Annotated in this window: 18 protein-coding genes; 13 read left to right on the forward strand and 5 right to left on the reverse strand. The window is 58.5% G+C overall.

Annotated elements, in window-relative coordinates; translation table 11 throughout:
- Positions 1-20: 20 nt before the first annotated feature.
- Positions 21-2,168 carry an EAL domain-containing protein gene (locus H5P17_RS19065; RefSeq protein ID WP_255477955.1) on the reverse strand — a complete coding sequence of 716 codons (2,148 nt, stop codon included), beginning with the start codon at positions 2,166-2,168 and terminating at the stop codon, positions 21-23.
- Between the two features lie 525 nt (positions 2,169-2,693).
- Between H5P17_RS19065 and H5P17_RS19070 the strand changes: the two genes are divergently transcribed.
- The 4 genes from H5P17_RS19070 (at position 2,694) to H5P17_RS19085 (ending at position 8,577) form a co-directional block, all read left to right on the forward strand.
- The gene (locus tag H5P17_RS19070) at positions 2,694-2,873 is read left to right on the forward strand and encodes a YfgG family protein (protein WP_182824597.1); all 180 of its coding nucleotides are present in this window, start codon (positions 2,694-2,696) and stop codon (positions 2,871-2,873) included.
- A 195-nt stretch (positions 2,874-3,068) separates the two neighbouring features.
- Entirely contained in the window at positions 3,069-4,502 is a 1,434-nt protein-coding gene (gene mgtE / locus H5P17_RS19075) for a magnesium transporter (protein WP_182824599.1), read from the forward strand.
- A 164-nt stretch (positions 4,503-4,666) separates the two neighbouring features.
- Positions 4,667-8,008 (forward strand): diguanylate cyclase, encoded by a 3,342-nt coding sequence (locus H5P17_RS19080; protein WP_182824601.1) that lies wholly within the window; start codon positions 4,667-4,669, stop codon positions 8,006-8,008.
- A gap of 218 nt (positions 8,009-8,226) precedes the next feature.
- Positions 8,227-8,577: a DNA-binding protein gene (locus H5P17_RS19085; protein ID WP_044554640.1), complete on the forward strand. Its 351-nt coding sequence runs from the start codon at positions 8,227-8,229 to the stop codon at positions 8,575-8,577.
- Positions 8,578-8,587: 10 nt separating this feature from the next.
- On the opposite strand, the gene alkA is transcribed toward H5P17_RS19085, so the two are convergent.
- Positions 8,588-10,084, reverse strand: a complete 1,497-nt coding sequence (gene alkA / locus H5P17_RS19090; RefSeq protein WP_182824603.1) for a DNA-3-methyladenine glycosylase 2 — start codon at positions 10,082-10,084, stop codon at positions 8,588-8,590.
- Between the two features lie 166 nt (positions 10,085-10,250).
- On the opposite strand from alkA, the gene yegD reads away from it, so the two are divergent.
- Together yegD and H5P17_RS19100 are read left to right on the forward strand one after the other, a co-directional pair.
- On the forward strand, positions 10,251-11,603 hold the full coding sequence (gene yegD, locus H5P17_RS19095) for a molecular chaperone (protein ID WP_182824605.1): 1,353 nt from the start codon (positions 10,251-10,253) through the stop codon (positions 11,601-11,603).
- Positions 11,604-11,707: 104 nt separating this feature from the next.
- Positions 11,708-12,217: an AAA family ATPase gene (locus H5P17_RS19100; protein ID WP_182824607.1), complete on the forward strand. Its 510-nt coding sequence runs from the start codon at positions 11,708-11,710 to the stop codon at positions 12,215-12,217.
- Positions 12,218-12,223: 6 nt separating this feature from the next.
- On the opposite strand, the gene H5P17_RS19105 is transcribed toward H5P17_RS19100, so the two are convergent.
- Complete coding sequence (locus tag H5P17_RS19105; protein WP_182824609.1) at positions 12,224-13,177, reverse strand: aldo/keto reductase; 954 nt, start codon at positions 13,175-13,177, stop codon at positions 12,224-12,226.
- Positions 13,178-13,446: 269 nt separating this feature from the next.
- Between H5P17_RS19105 and H5P17_RS19110 the strand changes: the two genes are divergently transcribed.
- Genes H5P17_RS19110 through baeR form a run of 6 tightly spaced genes read left to right on the forward strand, consistent with a single transcriptional unit; the run spans position 13,447 to position 24,429 of the window.
- On the forward strand, positions 13,447-14,694 hold the full coding sequence (locus H5P17_RS19110) for an MdtA/MuxA family multidrug efflux RND transporter periplasmic adaptor subunit (protein ID WP_182824611.1): 1,248 nt from the start codon (positions 13,447-13,449) through the stop codon (positions 14,692-14,694).
- Positions 14,694-17,813 (forward strand): MdtB/MuxB family multidrug efflux RND transporter permease subunit, encoded by a 3,120-nt coding sequence (locus H5P17_RS19115; RefSeq protein ID WP_182824613.1) that lies wholly within the window; start codon positions 14,694-14,696, stop codon positions 17,811-17,813. The genes H5P17_RS19110 and H5P17_RS19115 overlap by 1 nt, the downstream gene beginning before the upstream one ends.
- A complete protein-coding gene (mdtC, locus tag H5P17_RS19120) occupies positions 17,810-20,890 on the forward strand; it encodes a multidrug efflux RND transporter permease subunit MdtC (RefSeq protein ID WP_182824615.1) in 3,081 nt (1,026 codons plus the stop codon). Before H5P17_RS19115 ends, mdtC begins: the two co-directional genes overlap by 4 nt.
- Positions 20,891-20,900: 10 nt before the next feature.
- Positions 20,901-22,331 carry an MFS transporter gene (locus H5P17_RS19125; RefSeq protein ID WP_182824617.1) on the forward strand — a complete coding sequence of 477 codons (1,431 nt, stop codon included), beginning with the start codon at positions 20,901-20,903 and terminating at the stop codon, positions 22,329-22,331.
- On the forward strand, positions 22,331-23,713 hold the full coding sequence (baeS, locus tag H5P17_RS19130; RefSeq protein WP_182824619.1) for a two-component system sensor histidine kinase BaeS: 1,383 nt from the start codon (positions 22,331-22,333) through the stop codon (positions 23,711-23,713). Before H5P17_RS19125 ends, baeS begins: the two co-directional genes overlap by 1 nt.
- Complete coding sequence (gene baeR, locus H5P17_RS19135) at positions 23,713-24,429, forward strand: two-component system response regulator BaeR (RefSeq protein WP_020828095.1); 717 nt, start codon at positions 23,713-23,715, stop codon at positions 24,427-24,429. Before baeS ends, baeR begins: the two co-directional genes overlap by 1 nt.
- A gap of 6 nt (positions 24,430-24,435) precedes the next feature.
- On the opposite strand, the gene H5P17_RS19140 is transcribed toward baeR, so the two are convergent.
- Both H5P17_RS19140 and H5P17_RS19145 read right to left on the reverse strand, forming a co-directional pair.
- On the reverse strand, positions 24,436-24,822 hold the full coding sequence (locus H5P17_RS19140) for a type II toxin-antitoxin system VapC family toxin (RefSeq protein WP_044554630.1): 387 nt from the start codon (positions 24,820-24,822) through the stop codon (positions 24,436-24,438).
- Between the two features lie 2 nt (positions 24,823-24,824).
- Positions 24,825-25,088 carry an antitoxin gene (locus H5P17_RS19145; RefSeq protein ID WP_044554629.1) on the reverse strand — a complete coding sequence of 88 codons (264 nt, stop codon included), beginning with the start codon at positions 25,086-25,088 and terminating at the stop codon, positions 24,825-24,827.
- 351 nt (positions 25,089-25,439) lie between these two features.
- Between H5P17_RS19145 and H5P17_RS19150 the strand changes: the two genes are divergently transcribed.
- Positions 25,440-25,778: a YegP family protein gene (locus H5P17_RS19150; protein ID WP_099062617.1), complete on the forward strand. Its 339-nt coding sequence runs from the start codon at positions 25,440-25,442 to the stop codon at positions 25,776-25,778.
- Positions 25,779-25,789: the final 11 nt, after the last annotated feature.

A 25,789-nucleotide genomic window follows, 5' to 3' on the forward strand; every position in this document is an offset into this window, starting at 1 on the left:
CCGTTCTGCGGGGGCGACAATCAAGGTTGTTTCGATAACAATGCCGCTAACGGCTGCGGTTCGCCGACAAAATACCCCTGCATATAGTCCACGCCCACCCCTTTCAACGCGACCAACTGCTCCAGGCTTTCCACGTATTCCGCCACAATGGTCAAGCGCTTCATTCGCGCAACTTTACAGATAGACGAGATCACCTGAAAATCCACCGCGCTGGTCAGCATGTCGCGCACGAAACTGCCGTCGATTTTCAGCATGTCGACCGGCAACATCTTGAGGCGATCGTAACCGGCATAGCCGGTGCCAAAATCATCCAGCGCAATACGACAGCCCATTTCACGCAGCGCCTGCAGGTTGGCGCCGGCGTAATCCGTATTCTGCAGCAGATGCGACTCGGTCACCTCTAACGTCAGCTGATACGGCTCGATACGGTACTGCTGCAACAGGTTGTCTACATCCTGGCTCAGCATCGGTCGGCACAGCGAAGAAGGCGACAAATTCACAGCAAAGCGCGCACTGGGCAGATCGATACGGTGCTGGTCCATAAACTTCAACGTATTACGCAGCACCCACAGATCCAACCGATAAGCCAGACCGAACTCATGCGCCACCGGCAGAAAATCATTCGGCGATATTATGTTCCCCAGATCGTCGCGCATCCGCAGCAGGATTTCATAATACCGGTCACCGCGCAGGCCCTCGATCGGCTGCGCCATCAGGATAAATCCGTCGTTATCCAACGAACGCTGTACCCCGTGCAGTAACGCCACCTTGCGTTTGACTTCATCCTGAACCGCATTGCCGCTATTTTGCACGCTCTCCGGCTTGCCGCTGGTGAGAGAAACCTCCGCCAACGCGCTGAGCTCCCCCAGCAGCAGGTAGAGATGTTCAAAACCGGGCACCACGCTGCAATAGCCTAACCCCAGCGGGGGATGGAGCGGCAAACCGTTCCATACCAGGCGGAATTTCTCCAGCGCACGGTAAATCTCCTCGACCTTTTCTTCGCTGTTGCCACCGTCCACCCGCAGCAACAAATCGTAGCCCGGCAAATGGTAAACGCCCTCCCCTGGGGCCAATACCTGATGCAGCAGCGCCGCCAATTGCTGTTTGAAACGAATGCGCAACTGCATGCCATAGTTACGGCTCAGCAAATCCAGTTCGCTGACGCGCAGAAAACACAGGGTTGAAGGCGGGGACTGAGCCAGATCACGCTTGAGGGCGCGCAGGTTAGGCAGGCCAATCACCGGATCTTGCAGCGAGGCGCTTTGTGCCCTGGCGTGGCCTAACCGCTGGCGAGTATTGAGCGCCGACATCAGGAAAATGCACAGGGTAAACAGCACCATCATCGAAGAGATGACCGCCAAGTTATGCAACAGATTGTCGGGCTGTGAAGCACCGGGATAATGAAAAAACAGCACCAACAGAGTGGCAGACCAGATAAGGCAGTTGAATTGATAGCCAAAACGTATCGCACCGTAGAGCATTACCGGCAACAGTAAGACCAATCCGTACCCCCCGAGCAACAGGGGAATGGCTTCTTTGGCGTGATGGGACAGCACCGTCACCATCCCCACCAGCACCAACAGCCACAGCGACAGCTCTTTTTTATCGACGTTTGGCGCCATTTCACGACCAAAGCGGCGCCAGAGCTTCAGGGCGAAACGGGGTTTATTCAAGATGCGCAACATGATGTAGAGCAAGGGCATGGCAGAGAGGCAGCCCAGCAGCAGCGCCTGAAAATTGACCAACGCCATCAGATAGCTGTTATCACCGGGCATCATCCCGAGTTCGTCGGGCAACCCGGCAAAGGCGACCAGCAGTTTCAGGCCGAAGACAAACAGCAGTGCCGGTAACACCACCAGCCAGATTAGCCGCTCCTTCACCAGCGCCGCGCCTCCCGGCGCCGCACACCAGCGGCGTTGCGTTTGCCTGCGATACCCCAGCCAACACAGGCTCAGGCAAAACAGGTACAGCAGCGTCACCAGCAAGCCACTTTCCAGGCCCAGCCGGTGGGCGTAACGCAGCATGATCGAGAGGGCTATGCCCGGCAGCGCCCGCCAGTCGTAGACCATCAACAGCGCAATACAGGCGGTGAGCGGCAGATAGAGCAAATAGACTTTGCCCTCGGGCAGCATGATCCGCGGCGACAGCCACCCCGCGAACGGGATCAATAACAGGCTCCAGAGGAGGGGACACCCCCACCAGCGCTCGCGTAAATGCTTCCAGAATATTGGCTTGATCATAAAAATAACGAGTCCGTCAGGGCGTAATTCCATTCACGCGTTCGGGTAATAAGGCAGGTTCCTTTTCGTACCTCTATCCATTCATGAGGCAAGCTGAAAGTATCATATGCGACAGGAGAATGGCGGAAATTTTAGGCGCCAGGCAGGGGGGAGGCTTGACTCCGATCAACCAAAGAGGAAAAGTTGGGTAAAAATGTGTAAGCCTATTTTTTGTCTTATCTTAAGCTGCTGATCCGACAGATAAAGCCAAACTTAAGCTAAACGGCGGCGAAAAACCGGGTTTGGCTGTCCGGAAATAAATAGACAATATTTGTCATCAATGGCTAGAATTCCGTTTACACTCTATCGGCCTGCATCAGCGTTCAATATCTCTATAAATTTCAAGTGGCCGCCGCACGGGCCAGCGTGAAAGATGGCGGGCATAACACAGGAAACCGGCATGCCGGGTGATATATGCGTAAAAAATCCACCGGACAGATGACCAAAATAGTGCTGTTTGTCAGCTTTATCATTTTAGTCGGCCGTCTGCTGTATGCCGCGGTCGTCGCGGTGCCCCACCATCAGGAAAAAAAACTCGCCCCTCAGCAAAACACCACTGAGATGAGCGACGAAAACCGGGACATCACCCCCTGAACCCACGGATTCAAGTTATCCCGCAGGGCTTGCGAATAGTTAAGCAGCCTGCCGTCGGCCAGTATCTCGGCGCGCCAGACCCCTTACTTATTCCTCAGCAACTGCTCCCATTTCATAAAAATGACGCCTGCATTCACTATGCTCTCCAGTCCAGAGCAGGTCTGTAAAGATCACTGAATGCCAGTAAGGAAGACCATGTCAGCTGCAACGCATAACGTTAAAAAAGTCGCTGAGTATCGCCAGCGCATTCTTTCTCTGCTGTTGAACAACAAAGATCTGGTCGATGGCATTCTCGGCCGACCGGGGGATGAAAACGCCCTCAGCAAAAGCGAGCTGCTAAACCAGACTGCAGAAATCACCGGCTTGCTGGACGACATGCACGCCGCTGACCTGGCAGACCTGCTGGAAGCGCTGCCCCAGGACGAGCGCCTGGCACTGTGGCGGCTGGTGGGCAACGCCAAACGCGGTCAAACGCTGGTGGAAGTCGCCGAACCCGTATGGGACAGCCTGATCGAAGAAATGAGCGACAAGGACCTACTCAAAGCGATCAAGACGCTGGACGTCGATGAGCAGGCCTATTTGGCGCAATACCTGCCGCGTAACCTGATGGGGCGCCTGTTGACTTCGATGGAGCCGGAGCAGCGCGCGCAAGTCCGCGAGATGATCCACTACGGCAAGGACACCGTCGGCTGGATGATGGATTTTGAACTGATCACGGTGCGCCCCGACGTCACTATCGGTACCGTGCATCGCTTCCTGCGCCTGCGTAAAACCATCCCGGAGGCCACCGACAAACTCTTCGTCACCGATCGTAAAAATACCCTGCTGGGCGAACTGCCGCTCACCGCCGTGCTGCTCAATGATCCGGAGACCCTGGTCCAGACGGTCATGGACAGCGATCCCACCCGTTTTCAACCGGAAGACAAGGCCGAAGCGGCAGCCAGCGCATTCGAACGTTATGACCTGATCAGCGCCCCGGTGGTCGACGCCAAGGGCAAGCTGATGGGCCGGTTGACCATCGAGGAAATCGTCGACGTGGTCAATGAAGAAAGCGACAGCAACCTGCGCCGCATGGGGGGCTTAAGCCCGGAAGAAGACGTGTTTGCCCCAGTCAGCAAGGCGGTGAAAACCCGTTGGGCATGGCTGGCGATCAACCTGTGTACCGCGTTTATCGCCTCACGTGTCATCGGCCTGTTCGAACACACCATTTCCCAACTGGTGGCGCTGGCGGCGTTAATGCCGATCGTAGCGGGGATTGGCGGCAACACCGGCAATCAGACCATCACCATGATCGTGCGTGCGCTGGCACTGCACCAGATTGAGGTCGGCAACATTTCCCGCCTGATGCTCAGGGAGCTGGGGGTGGCCATCATCAATGGCGTGGTGTGGGGCGGCATCATGGGCATAGTGACTTGGTTGCTGTACGGCGACTGGGCGATGGGCGGCGTCATGACGCTGGCGATGATCCTCAACCTGCTGGTGGCCGCGCTGATGGGGGTGGTGATCCCGATGACCATGATCAAATTGGGGCGCGATCCGGCGGTAGGTTCCAGCGTATTGATCACCGCACTGACCGATACCGGCGGCTTCTTTATCTTCCTCGGGTTGGCCACCTTGTTCCTGCTTTAAATCTCCTGAAGGCCGGCCCCGCGCCGGCTTTTGCGTTTGCTCACTAAAGCTGTCTGATTCAGTGGGTTTTATTGCCACGCTGTACTACCCTTTGCCAATAAACTTTCCATCTCATTCGCGTCATGACCTCGTTCAGTGACAGATGCCAGAGTTAAGGGTTGTCTATGGATATCAGCGCACCGAATCATCTCATCACGCGCCAGGGCGCCTTGTTGACGCACAGCCTGCTGGCGGCATTGACGGTATTTTTACTGGCATTGCTGTGCCTGACGCTGTCGAACGAATCCAGCCACTTTACCCCTCTGTGGTTCCCTACCGCCGCCATTATTGCCGTGCTGTTCCGCCACTCGCCGCGCCAGTGGGGGTTACCGCTGCTGGCATGCGGGATTGGCATCGTGACCGCCAGCGTCACGCTGTTCGGCTTTAGCTGGTTCCCGGTAAAACTGACCCTGATCAACCTGCTGGAAGCGGTGGTTTGCACCCTGCTGTTACGCCGCATGCTGCTGACGGACGATCCGCTGAACAGCCTGGCCAGTTGGCTTAAGTTCGTCGTCTGCGCGGTGATCTTCACCCCTTTGTTCAGTGCCCTGCTGGCCGCCTGGTGGGTTCCCGCCCCGGGACACACTTTCTGGCACCCCTTCAGCACCTGGTTTATTTCGGAGGCCATTGGCGTCCTGTCGCTGACGCCCATCGGGCTGGTGTATCGTCGCCGCATGCTGGATACGCTGAATCTGTATACCCTGCTGCTGACGTTGATAGTCGCGCTGACCTTCAGCTATCTGGCACTGAGCTACCTGCCCTTTCCGTTCACCTTCGTCATTCTGCCGCTGCTGTGGGCGGCAATCGCGCTGCCGCGGCTCGAAGCTTTCGTCATCTGCTTTTGCACCACGCTGATGATCACCGTGATGATTTCCGTCGGGTTGCTGCATTTTCATGCGCCCCTCGGTCCCTTCAGCGATATCGAGATTTACCTGCCTATCCTGTTGATTTTGATCCCGGCACATTCGATGGCCATGGTGATGCACGCCTTCCGGGTGGAGAAACAGCATATCGTCGAGAGTGAAACTCGCTTTCGTAATGCGTTGGAGTATTCGGCCATCGGCATGGCGCTGGTATCGCCGCAGGGGAAATGGCTGCAGGTCAATCAGGCGTTGTGCAAACTGCTCGACTATACCCCCGAGGCTCTGCGACGCCTGACTTTCCAGGAAATCACCCACCCGGACGATCTGAACGCCGACCTGACGCAACTGCGCGATCTGCTCGACGGGCATATCAGCAGTTACACCCTGGAGAAACGCTACATCCGCAGCGACGGCGAACACGTCTGGGCGCTGCTGGCCGTATCTTTGGTGCGCGATGCCGAAGGGCTGCCGCTGTATTTTATTTCGCAGGTGGAAGACATCAGCGAGTTGAAACGCACGGCCGCAGAGAACCACCGTCTGATGGAGCGCATTACGCTGGCGAATAAAGTGGGCGGCATCGGCGTTTGGGAATGGATGATGCACGGCGAAGAGCTCACCTGGGACAAGCGTATGTTCGAGCTTTACGACGTCAGCCCGGAGCAAACGCCCACGCTGTCGCTGTGGCGCACGCTGTTGTTGCCGGAAGATCGCGAACGGACCGATCGTGAGATGAGCGTTCTTCTCCAACAACCGGGGCCCTTTATCATGGAGTTCCGGCTGCTCACCCGCGAGGGAAAAGTGCGGCATATTCGCGGCCAGGGCAATGTCATTCTGGATCCACAGGGTACGCCGCTGCGCATGATCGGCACCAATATCGACATGACGGAGGTCCGTAATCTGACCGAAGCACTGCACGAGGAAAAAGAGCGCCTGCACATAACGCTCGATGCGATCGGCGAAGCCGTGATATCCACCGACGACGAAATGCACATTACCTTTATGAACCCGGTGGCCGAGCAGATGTGCGGCTGGCCACTCAGTCTGGCGATCGGCATGCCCGTCGCCGGCGTGGTACGCCTGACCAACGGGAAAGACGGCGAAGAGGTAGAAAACCCGATCCAGTGCTGCCTGCAGGAAAACCGAGCGCTGCCGGCAGACTATGCCCTGGTGCTGCATGGGCGCGACGGCCGCTGCTTCGATATTCAACAGTCAGTTTCACCGTTGAAAACGATCGACGGCAACGTCATGGGGGCGGTGATGGTGTTGCAGGATGTCACGGCCTCACGCGAACTGATGCAGAAGTTGAGTTACAGCGCGTCCCACGATGCCCTGACCACGCTGCCCAATCGCACCAGTTTTGAAAAACGCCTGAAGGCCGCTATCGCCAATGCCACTGAAAAACGGCTGCAGCACGCGCTGGTGTTCCTCGATCTCGACCGTTTCAAGGCGGTCAATGACAACGCCGGCCACGCCGCGGGCGACGCGCTGTTGAAAGATCTTTCTCTGTTGATGCGGCACCATCTGCGCAACAGCGACTGCCTGGCCCGGCTCGGCGGCGATGAGTTCGGGCTGATCCTGTTCGACTGTACGCGGGAACAGGCCCAGTCGCTGATGCAACAGCTGGTTAATCACATCAGCCAGCATCCGTTCTTTTGGGAAGGGAAGATTTACCACGTCGGCGCCAGTGCAGGCGTAACCCGTATTGATGCCTACGCCGGCAAGAGCAGCGAGCTGCTGGCGCAGGCGGATATTGCCTGTTACACCGCCAAGCATCGCGGACGCGGCCAGGTTTATCTCTATGAGGCGCGTCAAAAAATGATCCTGGAACGTCAGCATGAACTGCTGACGCGTCAGGAAGTGACGGACATCATCACCGATGGGCAATTATTGCTGCATGTCAGGGCGGTCGCACCGCCAAAAACGCCGTTGGCGGTCAGTTTCTATCAGTTGAAACTGCAGGTAAGGAGTCAGGACGGTCAGTCGCTGGCGAGCGACGATTTTATCTCCGCCGCCCGGCTATACGGCCTGACGCAAGAAATTGACCGCTGGATCATCGGGCAGATACTGACGCAGCGCGCCCCTGATATTGCCCGCAAGGGATTGTCCATCGCGCTGCCGCTGGCAACCGACAGCCTGCTGGACGCCAGCTTCCAGAAGGATCTGCTGGCAGCGCTGGACGCATCTTCCTTGCAACCAGGGGCATTGTTGCTGGCGGTCGATGACGCAGTGGTGCTGGAGCACGCCGACATTTGCAGGCCGTTCCTCCAGCAGTTGCAGCAACGGGGCTGCAAGCTGATCGTTAACGGTTTTGGCCACAGCCTCAGCGCCTTTGACGAGTTGCATGGCCAAAAGATTGACTATATCCGCGTCGACGAACGCTTTATCACCAACGTGCATTGCAACCAGATGGACGAACTGATGGTTTCAATGCTCAATGGGGCGACGCATCGGGTGCAAGCTCAAACGCTGGCAGGTCCTGCACACCAACAGGTCACGCTGCACACCCTGCAGGCCATTGGCATCGATTTGTCGGACGGCGACGCCATCGCACTGGAACAGTCGCTGACCGAACTGCTCAGCGGCGGTTACTTTGGTATCCGCTAATCTGCATCGCCAAACATCAAAATGACATCCTTGCCTTTCGAGCTGCGGCATAACGCCGCAGCTCGCCCATCACGCATTTTTTGCTTAGCCCGCCTGAGGTTAGTGGTATAACTAACAGGTCAAAGTTAATCGCTTGCATAACACCTCGATACGGAAATCAGCACGCGAATTAATTTTCTCCCGCTCTATACACCTAACTTGCTCAGGGATGAATGGCTATGAAAAACGAGTGGTTTGCCGCCAGAGAGCTGACCGGTATTGCAGGACTGCCCTCCTCGCCACAGGGGATCAACTTGAAGGCCCGCCGCGAAGGCTGGCTCAGCCGTCGGCGCAAAGGCGTACAGGGCAAAGCGGTGGAATACCACATCAACAGCCTGCCGATCGGCGCGCGCAGCTTGCTGATACTGCAAGAAGATCCTGCTGAATACCAGGTTGAACGCCAGGATCCGCTGGCGGTGTGGATTGAGTATTACCATCACCTGAGTGAAAGCGAGCGCGAGAAGGTACTGGCCTTCCTGATGCGAGAAGGAATAGACGGCCTGCTGACGCGCATTGCCGCCAAAGACTAACCCGCAGCCGCTACCCGGCGCCCTCCATTGACGGTGCCCAGCCATCGTTATGCCACAGATGCAGCGTGGCGTAGGAACGCCAGGGTCGCCAGCTTTCGGCATAGCGCTCAATCTGGCGTGGCGTCATGCTGGGAAAACGCTGTTTGATCAGATAATCCCCCGCCAGGAACACGTCCGGCCACGACCAGGCGCGCATGGCGATGTAGCTGGCGGTCCAACTGCCAATCCCCGACAGCGCGGTCAGTGCCTTGATCCCCTGCTCAATATCCAGCACGTTCTCCAGTTGCAATCGCCCTTCGGTAACCGCCTGCGCAATGCCGATTAACGCCGCCGCTCGTTTCAGCTGCACCCCCAACGGGCGCAGCGCCTCAGGCTGTAGTCGCGCAATCTGTTCGGCAGTGGGAAAGACGTGGGTAATACCGCCATAAGGCTGATCCAGCGGGGTGCCCCAGAGTTCAGCCATTCGTCCGGCAAAGGTCGCCGCCATTTTGACGCTGACCAACTGCCCGAGCACCGCGCGGGTCGCCTGTTCGAATGCATTGATGCAGCCGGGCAGACGCAGCCCCGGCGCATCGGCAGCCAACGGCCCCAACGCATGGGCGATTAGATCTGGCGCGGCATCGAGGTCAAACAGTTGGCGAGTGCGCCGCAGCACCTCCGTCGTCACCCGGCTCAGGGAAGGGGCAATTTCCACCCGCACCCGATTGCTCGCCGCTTCCGGCTGCACGCTGACCCAGCCTCGATATTCAACGCCGCCCTGAGTGATGGCTATCGCCCGCAGGTACTGCTGCCCCTCAACCCTTTCCACACCGCTCACCGCACGGGTTTGCAAGAAACCCAGCATGCGCGGCCAGTCATACGGCGGCCGGTAGCCCAGGTGAAACACCAGCCCGCTGGCGACGGTACGTTCGTTTCGGCCAGTACTGCTGCGCAGCGCCGAGGGGATTAACCGGTAACGCGCCTTAAACAGTTCGTTAAAACGCCGCAGGCTGCCGAAACCGGCGGCAAAGGCCACCTCGCTCAGCGGCATATCGGTATCCGCCAACAGGCGCTTGGCCTGCAACAGCCGGTGCGACTGGGCGTAATCAATCGGGGATGCACCAAACTGATCGGCAAAGATACGCCGCAGATGACGATCGGAAATGCCCAGCCGCGCCGCCAGTTGCTCGCAACTGTGCTCCGACAGGTACCCCTGCTCAATCAGCTGCACCGCCACCTGAGCATAGCGATTGCCGAGGTCGATCAATGCCAGCCCCGGCGCCAACTCCGGCCGGCACTTCAGGCAGGGCCGAAATCCCGCCAGCTCCGCCGCTGCCGCACTCGGGTAAAAAGTGCAGTTTTCAATTTTTGGCGTACGGGCGCTGCACACCGGGCGACAGTAAATACCGGTCGACGAAACGCCGACGAAGAAGCGACCGTCAAATTTGCGATCGCGCGCACTCAGTGCCTCATACAACGCCTGCTGTTGGTTTTTCATGGCCACGCTCGGGGTCAGTTTTTTGTGCATTATGCGACTCGATGAGCACGCTGACGTGCGGGATTCGGACATTAAGTTAAGCATGCCGGTACGTTCGCCGCTAAATTTTTCGTCAGTTACGCGCTCTCAGATTGCCCGAGGGCCAAGTCTCGGGTAAAGTCGCCCCCCTTCATTGGCATGGGGATAGAGAAAAGACATGTTTATTGGATTCGATTACGGAACGGCCAACTGTTCCGTCGCAGTGATGCGAGATAACGGCCCTGAGCTGCTGACGTTGGAAAACAACGAACCCTACCTGCCGTCGATGCTGTGCGCCCCGACGCGCGAAGCCGTGAGCGAGTGTTTGCACCACCACTGGCAGGTGCCGACCGCCAGCGAGGAAAACCAGCAGCTGCTGCGCCGGGCAATCAACTACAACCGCGAAGAAGACATTCCCGTCGGCAACGACAGCGTGCTGTTCGGCCTGCAGGCGCTGGCGCACTACGTTGAAGATCCGGAAGAAGTGTATTTTGTCCGCTCGCCGAAATCCTTCCTCGGTGCCAACGGCCTGAAGCCACAGCAGATCGCGCTGTTTGAAGATCTGGTGTGCGCCATGATGTTCCACATCAAGCGTCAGGCGGAAAACGTGCTGCAGGACAGCATCAGCCAGGCGGTCATTGGCCGTCCTATCAACTTCCAGGGTATCGGTGGCGAAGAGGCTAACCGTCAGGCGCAGGGCATTTTGCAACGCGCTGCGGAGCGCGCCGGCTTCAAGGACATTGAATTCCAGTTCGAGCCGGTCGCCGCAGGCCTGGATTTCGAAGCGACACTGAGCGAAGAGAAAACCGTGCTGGTGGTGGACATCGGCGGCGGGACGACCGACTGTTCGGTGCTGTTGATGGGCCCGCAGTGGCGTGACCGTGCCGATCGTCAGCAAAGCCTGCTGGGGCACAGCGGTTGCCGGGTCGGCGGTAACGACCTGGACATCATGCTGGCGTTCAAGCAGTTGATGCCGTTGTTCGGTATGGGCGGCGAAACCGAAAAAGGCATCGCCCTGCCTGCGCTGCCTTACTGGAACGCGGTCGCCACCAACGACGTCCCGGCACAGATCGACTTCTACAGCGCCGCCAATGGCCGCATGCTGCGCGATTTGATCCGCGATGCCGCCGAACCGGAAAAGGTTAAGCGCCTGCTGAAAGTGCACCAGCAGCGCCTGAGCTACCGCCTGGTGCGCGCGGCAGAGGAGAGCAAAATCGCCCTGTCGGCACAGCAAAACATCAGCGCTCCGCTGGCTTTCGTCCAGACTGACCTGGCGGAAACCATCAGCCAGGATCAGCTTGCCGAGGCCATCTCACAGCCGCTGCTGCGCATTCAGGAACAGGTCAGCGCCGCGCTGGCCAGTAGCCAGACTGCACCGCAGGTGATTTATCTCACCGGCGGCAGCGCACGCTCCCCGCTGTTGCGCGCCGCGCTACAACAGCAGTTGCCGGGCATTCCTATTGTCGGCGGCAACGACTTCGGCTCGGTCACCGCCGGACTGGCTCGTTGGGCGCAGACGCTGTTCCGTTAAGGGCCCAAGAGCGTGGCATATCAATGCCGCGCTCTGCCGCCAAGCCATCCGTTGCAAAAACAGGTACTGTATCGGTTGGGACAACAATCATGGCGGGAGCAACAATGCTGATCGTTTTTTCCGGGCTGCCCGGCAGCGGTAAAACTACGCTGGCACGGGCGTTGGCCAGCGCATTGCCGGCAATGTATCTTCGAATCGATACCCTTGAGCAAGCCATCCGCAACAGCGGTTCCCTGGCCGGTGACATCGGTCCCGCCGGCTATTTTGCCGCTTATGGCGTGGCCGAGGACAACCTGCGTCTGGGCCATACTCTGATTGCCGACTCGGTCAACCCGCTGCCGGTCACCCGTGACGCCTGGCGTAAGGTGGCGCAAAGGGCCGGAGCAGCCTGCTTCGAGATTGAGGTGGTTTGCTCCGACAGTAGCGAACACCGTCAACGGGTTGAAACCCGCGCCGGTGACGTTACCGGGCTGCGGCTTCCCAACTGGCGCGATGTCACTGCTCACGATTACACGCCCTGGAAGGAGCCGGTGGCCCGTATCGATACCGCGCACCGGTCAGTAGAAAGTTGCCTGGCACAGTTGCTGACGTTGATTAACACCGCCCGCAGCTGATGCTCGTCACCAGGCGCTGGCCTCGTTCAGGCTACGGATATCCTCGGCATCCAGCCGCAGCCGGGTAGCGCTGATCAGCTCATCCAACTGTTTTAGCGACGTGGCGCTGACGATCGGCGCGGTGATGTCCGGCCGCGCGATCAGCCAGGCCAGTGAGACCTGCGTTGGCGAGGTGTGGTGTTTTTCCGCCACCCGATCCAGCGCCGCCAGAATCTTGAAACCGCGTGGATTAAGGTATCGCTCAACGATGGTGTCGCCACGTTGGCTCTTGCCGATATCTTTTTCGCTGCGGTATTTGCCTGTCAGGAAACCGCTGGCCAGCGAGAAGAAGTTAATCACGCCCAATCCATGGCGCTGCACTACCGGCGCCAGGCTACGTTCATACTCCTCGCGCGCATAAAGATTGTATTCCGGTTGCAGGGTCTCATAGCGCGCCAACCCATTCTGCTCACTGACTTTCAACGCCTCCTCCAGACGATCGGCCTGATAGTTGGAAGCGCCTATCGCCCGCACCTTGCCGGCCTTGATCAACCCATCAAACGCCGCCAGGGTTTCCGCCAACGGCGTGTCCCGGTCATCATCGTGTGACTGATAAAGGTCGATATAGTCGGTCTGCAAACGACGCAGGGAATCCTCTACCGCCCGTTGGATATAGCGTGGCGACAGCCCCTGCTTACCCTCGCCCATCGGCTTGCCGACTTTGGTTGCGATGATCACCTGGTCACGCTTGCCGCTCTTTTTCAGCCACTGGCCAATGGTGGTTTCCGATTCGCCGCCCTGATTGCCCGTCACCCAGCTCGAGTACACGTCGGCGGTATCGATAAAGTTGAGCTGATTTTCCACCAGCGCATCCAACAGGCTGAATGAAGTTTCGCGATCTGCCGTCCAGCCAAACACGTTGCCGCCGAAGGTTAATGCCGGCACTTTGATGCCCGAACGGCCCAGTTCTTTATGACTCATTGCATGCTCCATGGAGTTGATGATTCGCAGGTTAATTATTAGCGCGAAAGCAGGAAATCCGCTAAAACGCATTCGCTATAAGCCGGATGGCAACGCTTATAAACATAGCAGGATTAAATCTACAACTTATTCGGACAATGCTGACGGTTCCTCCATATTTCCTTCATTTTTATGCCGTCTTTCCTCGCTAAACTAGTATTCTGTAAGGAGTGTAACTTTTTTGGCAATGAGTGCCCGCACGCCTGCCTTTTGGAGAGATTTTCGCCACCATGAATGCAAAAAACCCACGTCGTTCACTGTTACTGCGCCTGTTGGTGGTGGTTATTGTGGCTATTGCCGCCGTGCTGATCTGGCGTCACTTCAGCACTCCGCAATCTGCCGACAATGCCGCACCGGGTGCGCGTCACGCCGCCGGGGGAAAAGCAGTCGCAGGCGGGGGACGACGGGGAGCCCCCATGTCACCGGTACAGGCGGCAACCGCCACGCAGCAGACGGTGCCGCGCTATCTTTCCGGGCTGGGCACCGCCACCGCGGCCAACACCGTGACCGTCACCAGCCGGGTCGATGGCCAACTGATGGCGATCCACTTTACCGAAGGGCAGCAGGTCAAGGCCGGCGACCTGCTGGTTGAAATCGATCCGCGTCCGTTCGAGGTGCAGCTGGCTCAGGCACAGGGCCAACTGGCCAAAGATCAGGCCACCCTCGCCAACGCCCGGCGCGATCTGGCGCGTTATCAGCAATTGGCCAAAACCAATCTGGTCTCGCGACAGGATCTGGACACCCAGCTGTCGCTGGTGCAACAGACCGAAGGCGCGATCAAAGCCGATCAGGGCTCCGTCGACAGCGCCAAGCTGCAAATCACCTACAGCCGCATCACCGCTCCGATTGACGGTCGTGTCGGTCTGAAGCTGGTGGACGTCGGTAATTACATCAGCAGCGGCAGCACCACCGGCATTGTGGTGATCACCCAGACGCACCCTATCGATGTGGTATTTACCTTGCCCGAAGGCAATATCAGCGATTTGATCAAAGCGCAAAAAGCCGGCCCGGTCAGCGTCGAGGCCTGGGATCGCACCAACCAAAACCTGCTGGCAACCGGTTCGCTGTTGAGTCTGGATAACCAGATCGACACCACCACCGGCACCATCAAACTGAAAGCGCGCTTCACCAACGAGGACGACGCGCTGTTCCCCAACCAATTTGTCAATGCTCGCCTGAAGGTCGCGACGCTGCTGGATGCGATCGTCATTCCGACAGCCGCCTTGCAGATGGGCAACGAAGGCAACTTCGTCTGGACCCTGAGCGAAGATAACAAGGTCAGTAAACACCTGGTGACCACCGGCGTACAGGACAGCCAAAAAGTGGTGATCAACGCCGGCCTCAACGTCGGCGATCGGGTAGTGACCGACGGCATAGATCGCCTGACCGAAGGCATGCAGGTTGAAGTCGTCACGCCGCAGGCTACCCCGGCCGCAACCCGGCCTACCCACTCACCGCGCACTCAGGGGAAATCCTGATGCAGGTGATACCACCTAACGCCGGCGGCGGCCCATCCCGCCTGTTTATTCTGCGTCCGGTTGCCACCACGCTGTTGATGCTGGCGATCCTGCTGGCGGGGATTATCGGTTATCGCGCGCTGCCGGTGTCTGCGCTGCCGGAAGTCGACTATCCGACCATTCAGGTGGTCACGCTGTATCCCGGCGCCAGCCCGGACGTGGTCACCTCGGCGATCACGGCCCCGCTGGAGCGCCAGTTTGGCCAGATGTCCGGCCTCAAGCAGATGGCGTCGCAAAGCTCCGGTGGCGCCTCGGTCGTCACCTTGCAATTCCAGCTTGAGTTGCCGCTCGACGTCGCCGAACAGGAAGTGCAGGCGGCGATCAACTCCGCCACTAACCTGTTGCCGAACGATCTGCCCTACCCGCCGATTTACAGCAAGGTTAACCCGGCCGATCCCCCGATCCTGACGCTGGCCGTGACCTCCAGCGCCATGCCGATGACCCAGGTGGAAGACATGGTGGAAACCCGTGTCGCGCAGAAAATATCTCAGGTCACCGGCGTCGGACTGGTGACGATTTCCGGCGGCCAGCGGCCGGCGGTACGCGTGAAGCTTAATGCTGCGGCCGTTGCCGCCTACGGTCTGGACAGCGAAACCATCCGCACCGCCATCAGCAACGCCAACGTTAACTCTGCCAAGGGGAGCCTGGACGGCCCAACGCGTTCGGTCACCCTTTCGGCCAACGACCAGATGAAATCAGCCGACGACTACCGCCAGCTGATTGTCGCCTACCAGAACGGCGCCGCGATTCGTCTGCAGGATGTCGCCACCATTGAACAAGGTGCGGAAAATACCCGGCTGGCGGCCTGGGCCAATAAGCAGCCGGCCATCGTGCTCAATATTCAGCGTCAGCCAGGGGTGAACGTCATCACCACCGCCGACAGCATCCGCGAGATGCTGCCCCAGTTGATCAAAAGCCTGCCGAAGTCAGTCGACGTCAAGGTGTTGACCGACCGCACTACCACTATTCGCGCCTCGGTCAGCGACGTGCAGTTCGAGTTGCTGCTGGCGGTCGCGCTGGTGGTGATGGTGATTTACGTTTTCCTGCGTAACGTACCGGCCACCGTGATCCCCAGCGTCGCCGTACCGCTGTCGTTGATCGGCACCTTCGCCGCCATGTACTTTTTGGACTTTTCGATCAACAACCTGACGCTGATGGCCTTGACCATCGCCACCGGCTTCGTGGTCGACGACGCCATCGTGGTGATCGAGAACATTTCGCGCTACATCGAAAAGGGCGAGAAACCGCTCGATGCCGCATTAAAAGGCGCCGGTGAAATCGGCTTCACCATTATTTCACTGACCTTCTCGCTGGTGGCCGTACTGATCCCGCTGCTGTTTATGGGTGATATCGTCGGCAGGCTGTTCCGTGAGTTTGCCGTAACGCTGGCGGTAGCCATCTTGATTTCCGCGGTGGTTTCGCTGACGCTGACGCCGATGATGTGCGCGCGCATGCTAAGCCATGAATCCCTGCGCAAGCAGAACCGTTTTTCCGCCGCTTCCGAACGCTTCTTTGACCGGGTCATCGCCCGCTACGGCAAATGGCTGAAAACCGTGCTGAATCATCCCTGGTTGACGCTAGGCGTGGCGTTCAGCACGCTGGTGCTCACCGTCCTGCTTTACCTGCTGATCCCGAAAGGGTTCTTCCCGGTACAGGACAACGGTATTATTCAGGGCACGCTGGAGGCGCCTCAGTCGGTGTCGTTCAGTAATATGGCCGAGCGCCAACAGCAGGTGGCGGCAGAAATCCTCAAGGATCCGGCGGTGGAGAGCCTAACGTCGTTTGTTGGCGTCGATGGCAACAACGCCACGCTCAACAGCGGTCGTCTGCAGATCAACCTCAAACCCTTGAACGAACGCAGCGATCGTATTCCGGCCATCATCACTCGTCTGCAGCAGCAGAGCGCGCAGTTCCCAGGCGTGAGGCTGTATCTGCAACCGGTGCAGGATCTGACCATCGACACCCAGGTCAGCCGCACCCAGTACCAGTTTACCCTGCAGGCCATGTCGCTGGACGAGCTCAGCCTGTGGGTACCGCAGCTGATGACGGAATTGAAACAGGCACCGCAGTTGGCGGACGTCACCAGTAACTGGCAGGATCAGGGGCTGGTGGCCTACGTGAACGTCGATCGCGATTCGGCTTCTCGCCTCGGCATCAGCATGAGTGACGTGGATAACGCCCTGTACAACGCTTTCGGCCAGCGGTTGATCTCCACCATTTACACCCAGGCCAATCAGTACCGCGTGGTGCTGGAACATGACGTCAGCACCACACCGGGCCTGGCGGCGTTAAGTGAGATCCGCCTGACCAGCAGCAACGGCACCATCGTGCCGCTGAACACCATTGCCAAAATCGAAGAGCGCTTCGGGCCGCTGTCGGTGAACCATCTCGATCAATTCCCGGCGGCTACCATCTCCTTTAACGTGGCCGGCAATTATTCACTCGGGGAAGCGGTTGACGCCATCACCCTGGCGGAAAAAAATCTCGATATGCCCAAAGACATCACCACCCAGTTCCAGGGCGCGACGTTGGCGTTCCAGGCGGCGCTGGGCGGCACCCTGTGGCTGATCCTGGCGGCGGTGGTGGCGATGTATATCGTGCTCGGCGTGCTGTATGAAAGCTTTATTCACCCGGTCACCATTCTTTCTACCCTGCCCACCGCCGGGGTCGGCGCCTTGCTGGCGCTGATGATGGCCGGCAGCGAGCTGGACGTGATCGCCATTATCGGCATCATTTTGCTGATCGGCATCGTGAAGAAAAACGCCATCATGATGATCGACTTCGCGCTGGCCGCAGAACGTGAGCAGGGGATGTCGCCGTACGATGCCATTTATCAGGCCTGCCTGCTGCGCTTTCGACCGATACTGATGACCACGCTGGCCGCGTTGCTGGGCGCGCTGCCGCTGATGCTCAGCACCGGTGTCGGCGCGGAGCTGCGACATCCGCTCGGGGTTTGTATGGTTGGCGGGCTGGTCATGAGCCAGATCCTGACGCTGTTCACCACTCCGGTGATCTACCTGCTGTTTGACAAGCTGGCGCGTAATACTCGCCGTCAGCCGGATGTGCAGGAGCTGCCGTGAAATTCTTTGCCCTGTTCATCTACCGGCCGGTGGCCACCACGCTGCTGACCCTGGCGATTGCCATCAGCGGCGTGATAGGGTTTAGCCTGCTGCCGGTTTCGCCGCTGCCGCAGGTCGACTATCCGGTGATTTCAATCAGCGCTTCGTTGCCGGGTGCCGATCCGGAAACCATGGCCTCGTCGGTGGCGACGCCGCTGGAACGCGCTTTGGGCCGAATAGCCGGGGTCAATGAAATGACCTCGATGAGTTCACTGGGCAGCACGCGCGTCATTTTGCAGTTCGACCTCGACCGTGATATCAACGGCGCCGCCCGTGACGTGCAGGCGGCGATCAACGCGGCGCAAAGCCTGTTGCCCACCGGCATGCCGAGCCGCCCGAGCTACCGTAAGGTCAACCCGTCCGACGCGCCAATCATGATCCTGACGCTGACCTCCGACACCTACAGCCAGGGCCAGCTTTACGACTTCGCTTCGACTCAGCTGGCGCAAAAAATCGCCCAAACCGAAGGAGTGGGCGACGTCTCGGTCGGCGGCAGCTCCCTGCCTGCGGTGCGGGTCGAACTCAACCCAAGCGCGCTGTTCAATCAGGGGATCTCGCTCGATGCGGTGCGCCAGACTATCAGTAACGCCAACGTGCGCAGGCCGCAGGGCTCGGTAGACAATCAGCAACAGCGCTGGCAGATCCAGGCCAACGATGAATTGAAAACGGCCGAAGCTTATCGCCCACTGATTATCCACTACAACAACGGCTCGGCGGTGCGCCTGAGCGACGTGGCCGAGGTCAAGGACTCGGTCCAGGACGTACGTAACGCCGGGATGACCGACGCCAAGCCGGCGATTATTCTGGCCATCAGCCGGGCGCCGGACGCCAATATCATTGAAACCGTCGATCGCATTCGCGCCGAATTGCCCGCCTTGCAGGACAACATCCCGGCGTCGATCCAATTGAATATCGCGCAGGACCGTTCGCCAACCATCCGCGCCTCACTGGCGGAAGTGGAACAGTCGCTGGTTATCGCCATCGGACTGGTGATCCTGGTGGTGTTCATCTTCCTGCGGTCCGGCCGCGCAACGTTGATCCCGGCGGTGGCAGTACCGGTATCGTTAATAGGTTCCTTTGCCGCGATGTACCTGTGTGGTTTCAGCCTGAATAACCTGTCGCTGATGGCGCTGACCATTGCCACCGGCTTTGTGGTCGATGACGCCATCGTGGTGCTGGAAAATATTTCGCGCCACGTCGAAGCCGGCATGAAACCTCTCAACGCCGCGTTGCAGGGGGTGCGGGAGGTCGGCTTTACCGTGCTTTCGATGAGCGTGTCGCTGGTGGCGGTATTTATCCCGTTGCTGCTGATGGAAGGCTTGCCCGGCCGGCTGTTCCGCGAGTTTGCAGTTACCCTTTCGGTCTCTATCGGGCTATCGTTGATCATCTCCCTGACGCTGACGCCGATGATGTGCGCTTATCTGTTGCACCACCAGCCGGCGCGTGCGCAGCGGCGCATTCGCGGCTTCGGTAAAATGCTGCTGGCGCTGCAAAAAGGTTATGGGCGCTCACTGAGTTGGGTGCTCGGCCATTCGCGCTGGGTGCTGGCCCTCTTTCTCGCCACCATCGCGCTCAATGTCTGGCTGTATATCAGCATTCCGAAAACCTTCTTCCCGGAGCAGGATACCGGTCGCCTGATGGGCTTTATCCAGGCCGATCAGAGCATCTCTTTCCAGGCCATGCGCGGTAAGCTGGAGGATTTCATGAAGATCGTGCGTGAAGATCCGGATGTGGAAAACGTCACCGGTTTCACCGGCGGCTCGCGCACCAACAGCGGCTCGATGTTTATCTCGTTAAAACCGCTGTCGGTTCGCAGCGATGACGCACAGAAAGTGATCGCCCGACTGCGTGCCCGACTCGCGAAAGAACCGGGTGCCAGCCTGTTCCTGATGGCAGTGCAGGATATCCGCGTCGGTGGCCGACAGGCGAACGCCAGTTACCAATACACGCTGTTGGCGGACGACCTTGCCGCATTGCGCGAATGGGAACCGAAGATCCGCATCGCACTGGCCGCCCTGCCGGAGCTGGCAGACGTCAACTCCGATCAGCAAGACAAAGGCTCGGAAATGGACCTGGTTTACGATCGCGAGACCATGTCCCGGCTGGGCATTTCGGTTTCCGATGCCAACAACCTGCTCAATAACGCCTTTGGCCAGCGTCAGATTTCGACCATCTATCAACCGCTCAATCAGTACAAAGTGGTGATGGAAGTTGCACCGCCTTACACCCAGGACGTCAGCTCACTGGACAAAATGTTTGTGATCAACAAAGACGGCAAGGCAATCCCGCTCTCCTACTTTGCCAGTTGGCGGCCCGCCAATGCACCGCTGTCGGTCAATCATCAGGGCCTGTCGGCCGCGTCGACCATCTCGTTTAACCTGCCGGATGGCGGCAGCCTGTCGGACGCTACCGCCGCCGTGGATCGAACCATGACGGCGCTCGGCGTGCCTGCTACCGTGCGTGGCGCTTTTGCCGGTACCGCCCAGGTTTTCCAGGAAACGCTGAAATCTCAGTTGCTGCTGATCGCCGCCGCCATCGCCACGGTGTATATCGTGCTGGGCATTCTTTATGAAAGTTACATTCATCCGCTGACTATTCTGTCCACCCTGCCCTCCGCCGGCGTGGGTGCCCTGCTGGCGCTGGAGCTGTTCGGCGCGCCGTTCAGCCTGATTGCGCTGATAGGCATTATGCTGCTGATCGGTATCGTGAAAAAGAACGCCATCATGATGGTCGACTTTGCCCTCGATGCGCAGCGTAACGGCGGTATCAGCGCGCATGACGCCATCTTCCAGGCGTGCCTGCTGCGCTTTAGGCCGATCATGATGACCACCCTGGCGGCGCTGTTCGGTGCACTGCCGCTGGTGTTGACCCACGGCGACGGCGCCGAGCTGCGCCAGCCGCTTGGCATCACCATCGCCGGTGGCCTGATCGTCAGCCAACTGTTGACGCTGTACACCACCCCGGTGGTGTACCTGTATTTTGACCGGCTGCAGATGAAATTCCGTCGCGGCAAGAAACTGGATCCATTGCCCCAATAATGGCCACCCGATGCTGATAAAACACACCGCCTCCGTACAATGGCAACTTTGGATCGTGGCGTTTGGCTTCTTTATGCAGACGCTCGACACCACTATCGTCAACACCGCCCTGCCGTCGATGGCCGTCAGCCTGGGGGAGAACCCGCTGCGCATGCAGTCGGTGATTGTCTCCTATGTGCTGACGGTAGCGGTAATGCTGCCTGCCAGCGGCTGGTTGGCGGATCGATTTGGGGTGCAGCGGGTGTTCTTCAGCGCCATCGTGTTGTTTACCCTGGGTTCTATCCTGTGTGCCCGCTCTGAGACCCTGAACGAGCTGATCGCCTCACGCGTGATCCAGGGCATCGGCGGCGCCATGATGGTGCCCGTCGGTCGCCTGACGGTGATGAAAATCGTCCCGCGCGAGCAGTATATGGCCGCGATGACTTTCGTCACCCTGCCCGGCCAAATCGGCCCGCTAATGGGGCCGGCGTTGGGCGGTTTTCTGGTGCAGTACGCCAGTTGGCACTGGATTTTCCTGATCAATATCCCGGTGGGGATCGCCGGGGCCATCGCCACTTTGCTGCTGATGCCCAATTACCGCATGCAAACCCGTCGCTTCGACATCAGCGGCTTTATCATGCTGGCAATCGGCATGGCGACGCTGACGCTGGCGCTCGACGGCCACAAAGGGATGGGGCTTTCATCCCCCGCTATCGTTGCCCTGGTGGTTGCAGGCGTAGCGGCGCTGGCGGGTTACTGGTGGCATGCGCACGGAAATAGCCGCGCGTTGTTCTCACTGCGGTTGTTTAAAACCCCAACCTACAAGGTGGGGTTGACGGCCAGCCTGCTGGGCCGTATCGGCAGCGGCATGTTGCCCTTTATGACACCGCTGTTTATGCAGGTCGGCATGGGCTTCTCCCCGTTTCACGCCGGGTTGATGATGATCCCGATGATTATCGGCAGTATGGGAATGAAACGCATTGTGGTGCGGGTGGTTAACCGCTTCGGTTACCGTAACGTGCTGGTTGCCGCCACGCTGATGCTGGCGTTGATCAGCCTGAGTTTCCCACTGGTGGCTATGCTGGGCTGGATCTGGCTGCTGCCGGTAGTGCTGTTCTTCCAGGGCATGGTCAACTCACTGCGCTTCTCGGCCATGAACACCCTGACGCTGAAAGATCTGCCGGATCGGCTGGCCAGCAGCGGCAACAGCCTGCTGTCGATGGTCATGCAATTGTCGATGAGCCTCGGCGTCAGCATCGCCGGTATTCTTATCGGCAGCTTTGCCCATCACCAGGTAGTCACCGACAGCCCGGCCATCCACAGCGCATTTATTTACAGCTACTGTTGCATGGCGTTAATCATCGCCCTGCCCGCGCTGGCCTTCGCCCGCGTTCCGGCCGATACCGCCCCCAACCGTACGCTGACCAAAGAGCCGGGGACCGGCTCCACGAGGTTGCAATAATGAAAATAGGCATCACCGGCAAGCTGTTCATGGCCATCTTCGCCACCTGCATGCTGGTGCTCATTACCATGCATTGGGGCGTGCGCGTCAGCTTCGAGCGTGGTTTTATCGACTACATCAAAAACAGTAACGAGCAGCGCATCAACATGCTGAGTGAAGCATTGGAAGAACAGTACAGCCGCCACGGCAACTGGGTTTTTCTGCGTAATAACGATCAGGTCATTTACCAGATCATGCGCTCGTTCGAACAAAACAGCGACAGCAGCCACAATTTGCCACCCAAAGGCTGGCGCACCCAGTTTTGGGTGGTGGACAGCCAGTACAACCGGCTGGTGGGGCACTCCGGCCCGGTACCGAAGGAAGGCCCGCGTCATCCGATCCGCTACAACAATGAAATCGTCGGCTGGGTAATTACGACGCCAATAGAAAGGCTGACACGTAATACCGACATCAGCTTCGATCAGCAGCAAAGACGTACCAGTTGGATGATTGTCGCCCTTTCCACTCTGCTGGCAGCGGCGGTCACCTGGCTGATGTCGCGCGGGTTGCTGGCGCCGGTCAAACGGCTGGTGGCCGGTACCCATCGCCTGGCCGCAGGGGATTTCAGCACCCGCGTAGCCGTCAGCAGCCAGGATGAACTGGGCCGGCTGGCGCAGGACTTCAACCAGCTCGCCACCTCATTGGAAAAAAACGAGCAGATGCGGCGCGCCGTGATGGCCGACGTCTCGCACGAGTTGCGTACCCCGCTGGCGGTGCTGCGCGGTGAGCTGGAGGCGCTGCAGGACGGCGTACGTCAACCTACGGCGGCCTCGTTGGGATCCTTGCAGGCCGAAGTCTCCACCCTGACCAAACTGGTGGACGACCTGCATCAACTGTCATTATCCGACCTCGGTGCACTCGCCTACCGTAAATCGCAGGTGGATTGCGTGCATTTACTGCAAATCGCGGTAGCCAGCTTCCGCGAGCGCTTTCACGCCAAAGGGTTGGAGATCGAGACCCAACTGCCAGAACAGGCACTGCTGTTTGGCGATCCGGACAGGCTTAACCAATTATTCAATAACCTGCTGGAAAACAGCCTGCGTTACACCGACGCCGGCGGCAAACTGGAGATCGGCGCCCAGACGCAGCCAGGCCGCCTGCTGATTTACTGGCAGGACAGCGCGCCGGGCGTCAATGACGATCAGCTGGCGCGCATTTTCGAACGTTTTTACCGTACCGAAGGTTCGCGTAACCGCGCCAGTGGCGGCTCCGGTCTGGGGTTGTCGATCTGTCAAAACATAGTGGAAGCACACAACGGGACGATCTACGCCCAGCACTCGCCTTTGGGCGGCGTGCGGATTACAGTAGAATTCGCCACCCCGGTAATGAATAAGGCGTCATGATGGAAACCCAGAATCAACCGTTGCAAATTATGATTGTTGAAGATGAGCCCAAGCTCGGCCAACTGCTGGTGGACTACCTGCAGGCGGCGGGATATGCCACGCGCTGGCTGACCAACGGCAGCGAGGTGGTCCCGGCGGTGCATGAGCATTCACCGGCGCTGATCCTGTTGGATCTGATGCTGCCGGGCAGCGATGGGTTAACGGTATGCCGAGAACTGCGCCGCTTCACCGATATTCCGGTGGTGATGGTGACGGCAAAAATTGAAGAGATCGACCGCCTGCTGGGGCTGGAGATCGGTGCAGACGATTATATCTGCAAACCTTACAGCCCGCGTGAAGTGGTTGCGCGCGTAAAAACCATTCTGCGCCGCTGCTATCGTCCATTGGACAATATGCAGGAAGAAACGCAGCTTCACATTGATGAACCACGTTTTCAGGCCAGCTACCAGGGGCAGATGCTGGATCTCACTCCGGCAGAGTTCCGCCTGTTGAAAACCCTGGCCAGCCAGCCGGGCAACGTGTTCTCGCGCGAGCAACTGCTGAATAACCTGTATGACGACTACCGGGTGGTGACCGATCGCACCATCGACAGCCACATCAAAAACCTGCGGCGCAAGCTGGAGCTGATCGACGGCGAGAAATCCTTTATCCGCTCCGTGTACGGCGTCGGTTACCGCTGGGAGTCCGAACCTTGCCGCCTGGTGAACGGGCTTTAGCCGGCCCTAGGTCCAGTCTTCTACCGTCAGGCCCGGCACCATGGCAAACGCCCGGTCGTTAGTCACTATTGTCGCTCCGCGGCTCTGCGCGTGGGCGGCAATAAGCTGATCCAGGGCCCCCATCACCCGCCCCTTTTTCACCATTTCCGCCCGCAGCGTGCCATAGCAATGTGCGGCTTCGCTGTCCCAGGCATATACCGTCACGGAATCAAGAAATGCCGCGACCGTCGCTTTCAGCGTAAGGTTCTGCCGTTTGGCCACGCCATAAAGCAGTTCCGCCTGCGTAATGCTGGAAATGCATACCGCAGAAGGCGGGACTTTTTCCATTCGGCTCAGCAAGCGGGGATGCCGACGGAACAGTTGGCTGACCGTATTGGTGTCAAACATATACATGCTTACTCTTCCCCGGCGAACGGATCGCGGGTAACACTCCCCTGCTGACGTTCATCAGCCGCCAGAAAGTCCTGCGGGACCTGCGTTTTTTCGATCATTTGCAGCAACGGAGCCCAACTGTCAGGTTTGGCCGGATATTTAGATAAAATCACGTTCCCCTCCCGATCGCGGCGGATATACACACGATCTGTATCAAATTCGAATTCCACGGGTAACCTCACCGCCTGATTTCTGCCGTTTTTAAACAGTTTCGCGACCCTTTCCATTTCCATCTCCCCTTACAGGCATAGGCCTAAGCATATGCCTGTTAAGCGTCGATGCCAAGATGCAGCGCTTATTTTTTGACCGCAATGATGCAGCGGCCTCACCTTAGCCCTCCCTGGTTGCGGTTGAAATACTGCGCGCTCGATAATGCGGCGGGCTGCGCAAACTTTCGGCATGACAATCCCCCATTAGCTTCCCGTGCTACAGCAGTATCCACTGCACAAAACTCCCTGTCAGCGCAAAAAAATGGCGTTTTTTTTGCGCTACCCTTCTCAAGTCCGGTTTATTAGCCGCTCAATTTCAAGCCATTGGCTACACTTACATCACTAATCGGAACCCACAGGAGAGGAACCATGGCAATCGGTCACTATGAGCTGAAAAAAGCAAAGAATGGGCAATACCACTTCAACCTGAAAGCCAGCAATGGCGAAATCATTCTGGCCAGCGAGATGTACGCCAGCAAGGCCTCGGCGGAGAATGGCATTGCCTCGGTGCAAACCAATTCCCCCCACGAAGCACAATATGAACTGAAGCACAGCACCAGCAATCAGCCTTATTTCGTGCTGAAAGCCAAGAATCATCAGGTGATCGGCGTCAGTGAGATGTACAGCTCTGAAACTGCGGCAAAGAATGGTATTCAGTCGGTGATCAAAAACGGTCCGTCCACCGACGTACGCGATCTGAGCGCTTAATGCATCTGTAA

It is taken from the genome of Serratia sp. OS31 (assembly GCF_014164835.1).
GTDB lineage: Bacteria > Pseudomonadota > Gammaproteobacteria > Enterobacterales > Enterobacteriaceae > Serratia > Serratia liquefaciens_A.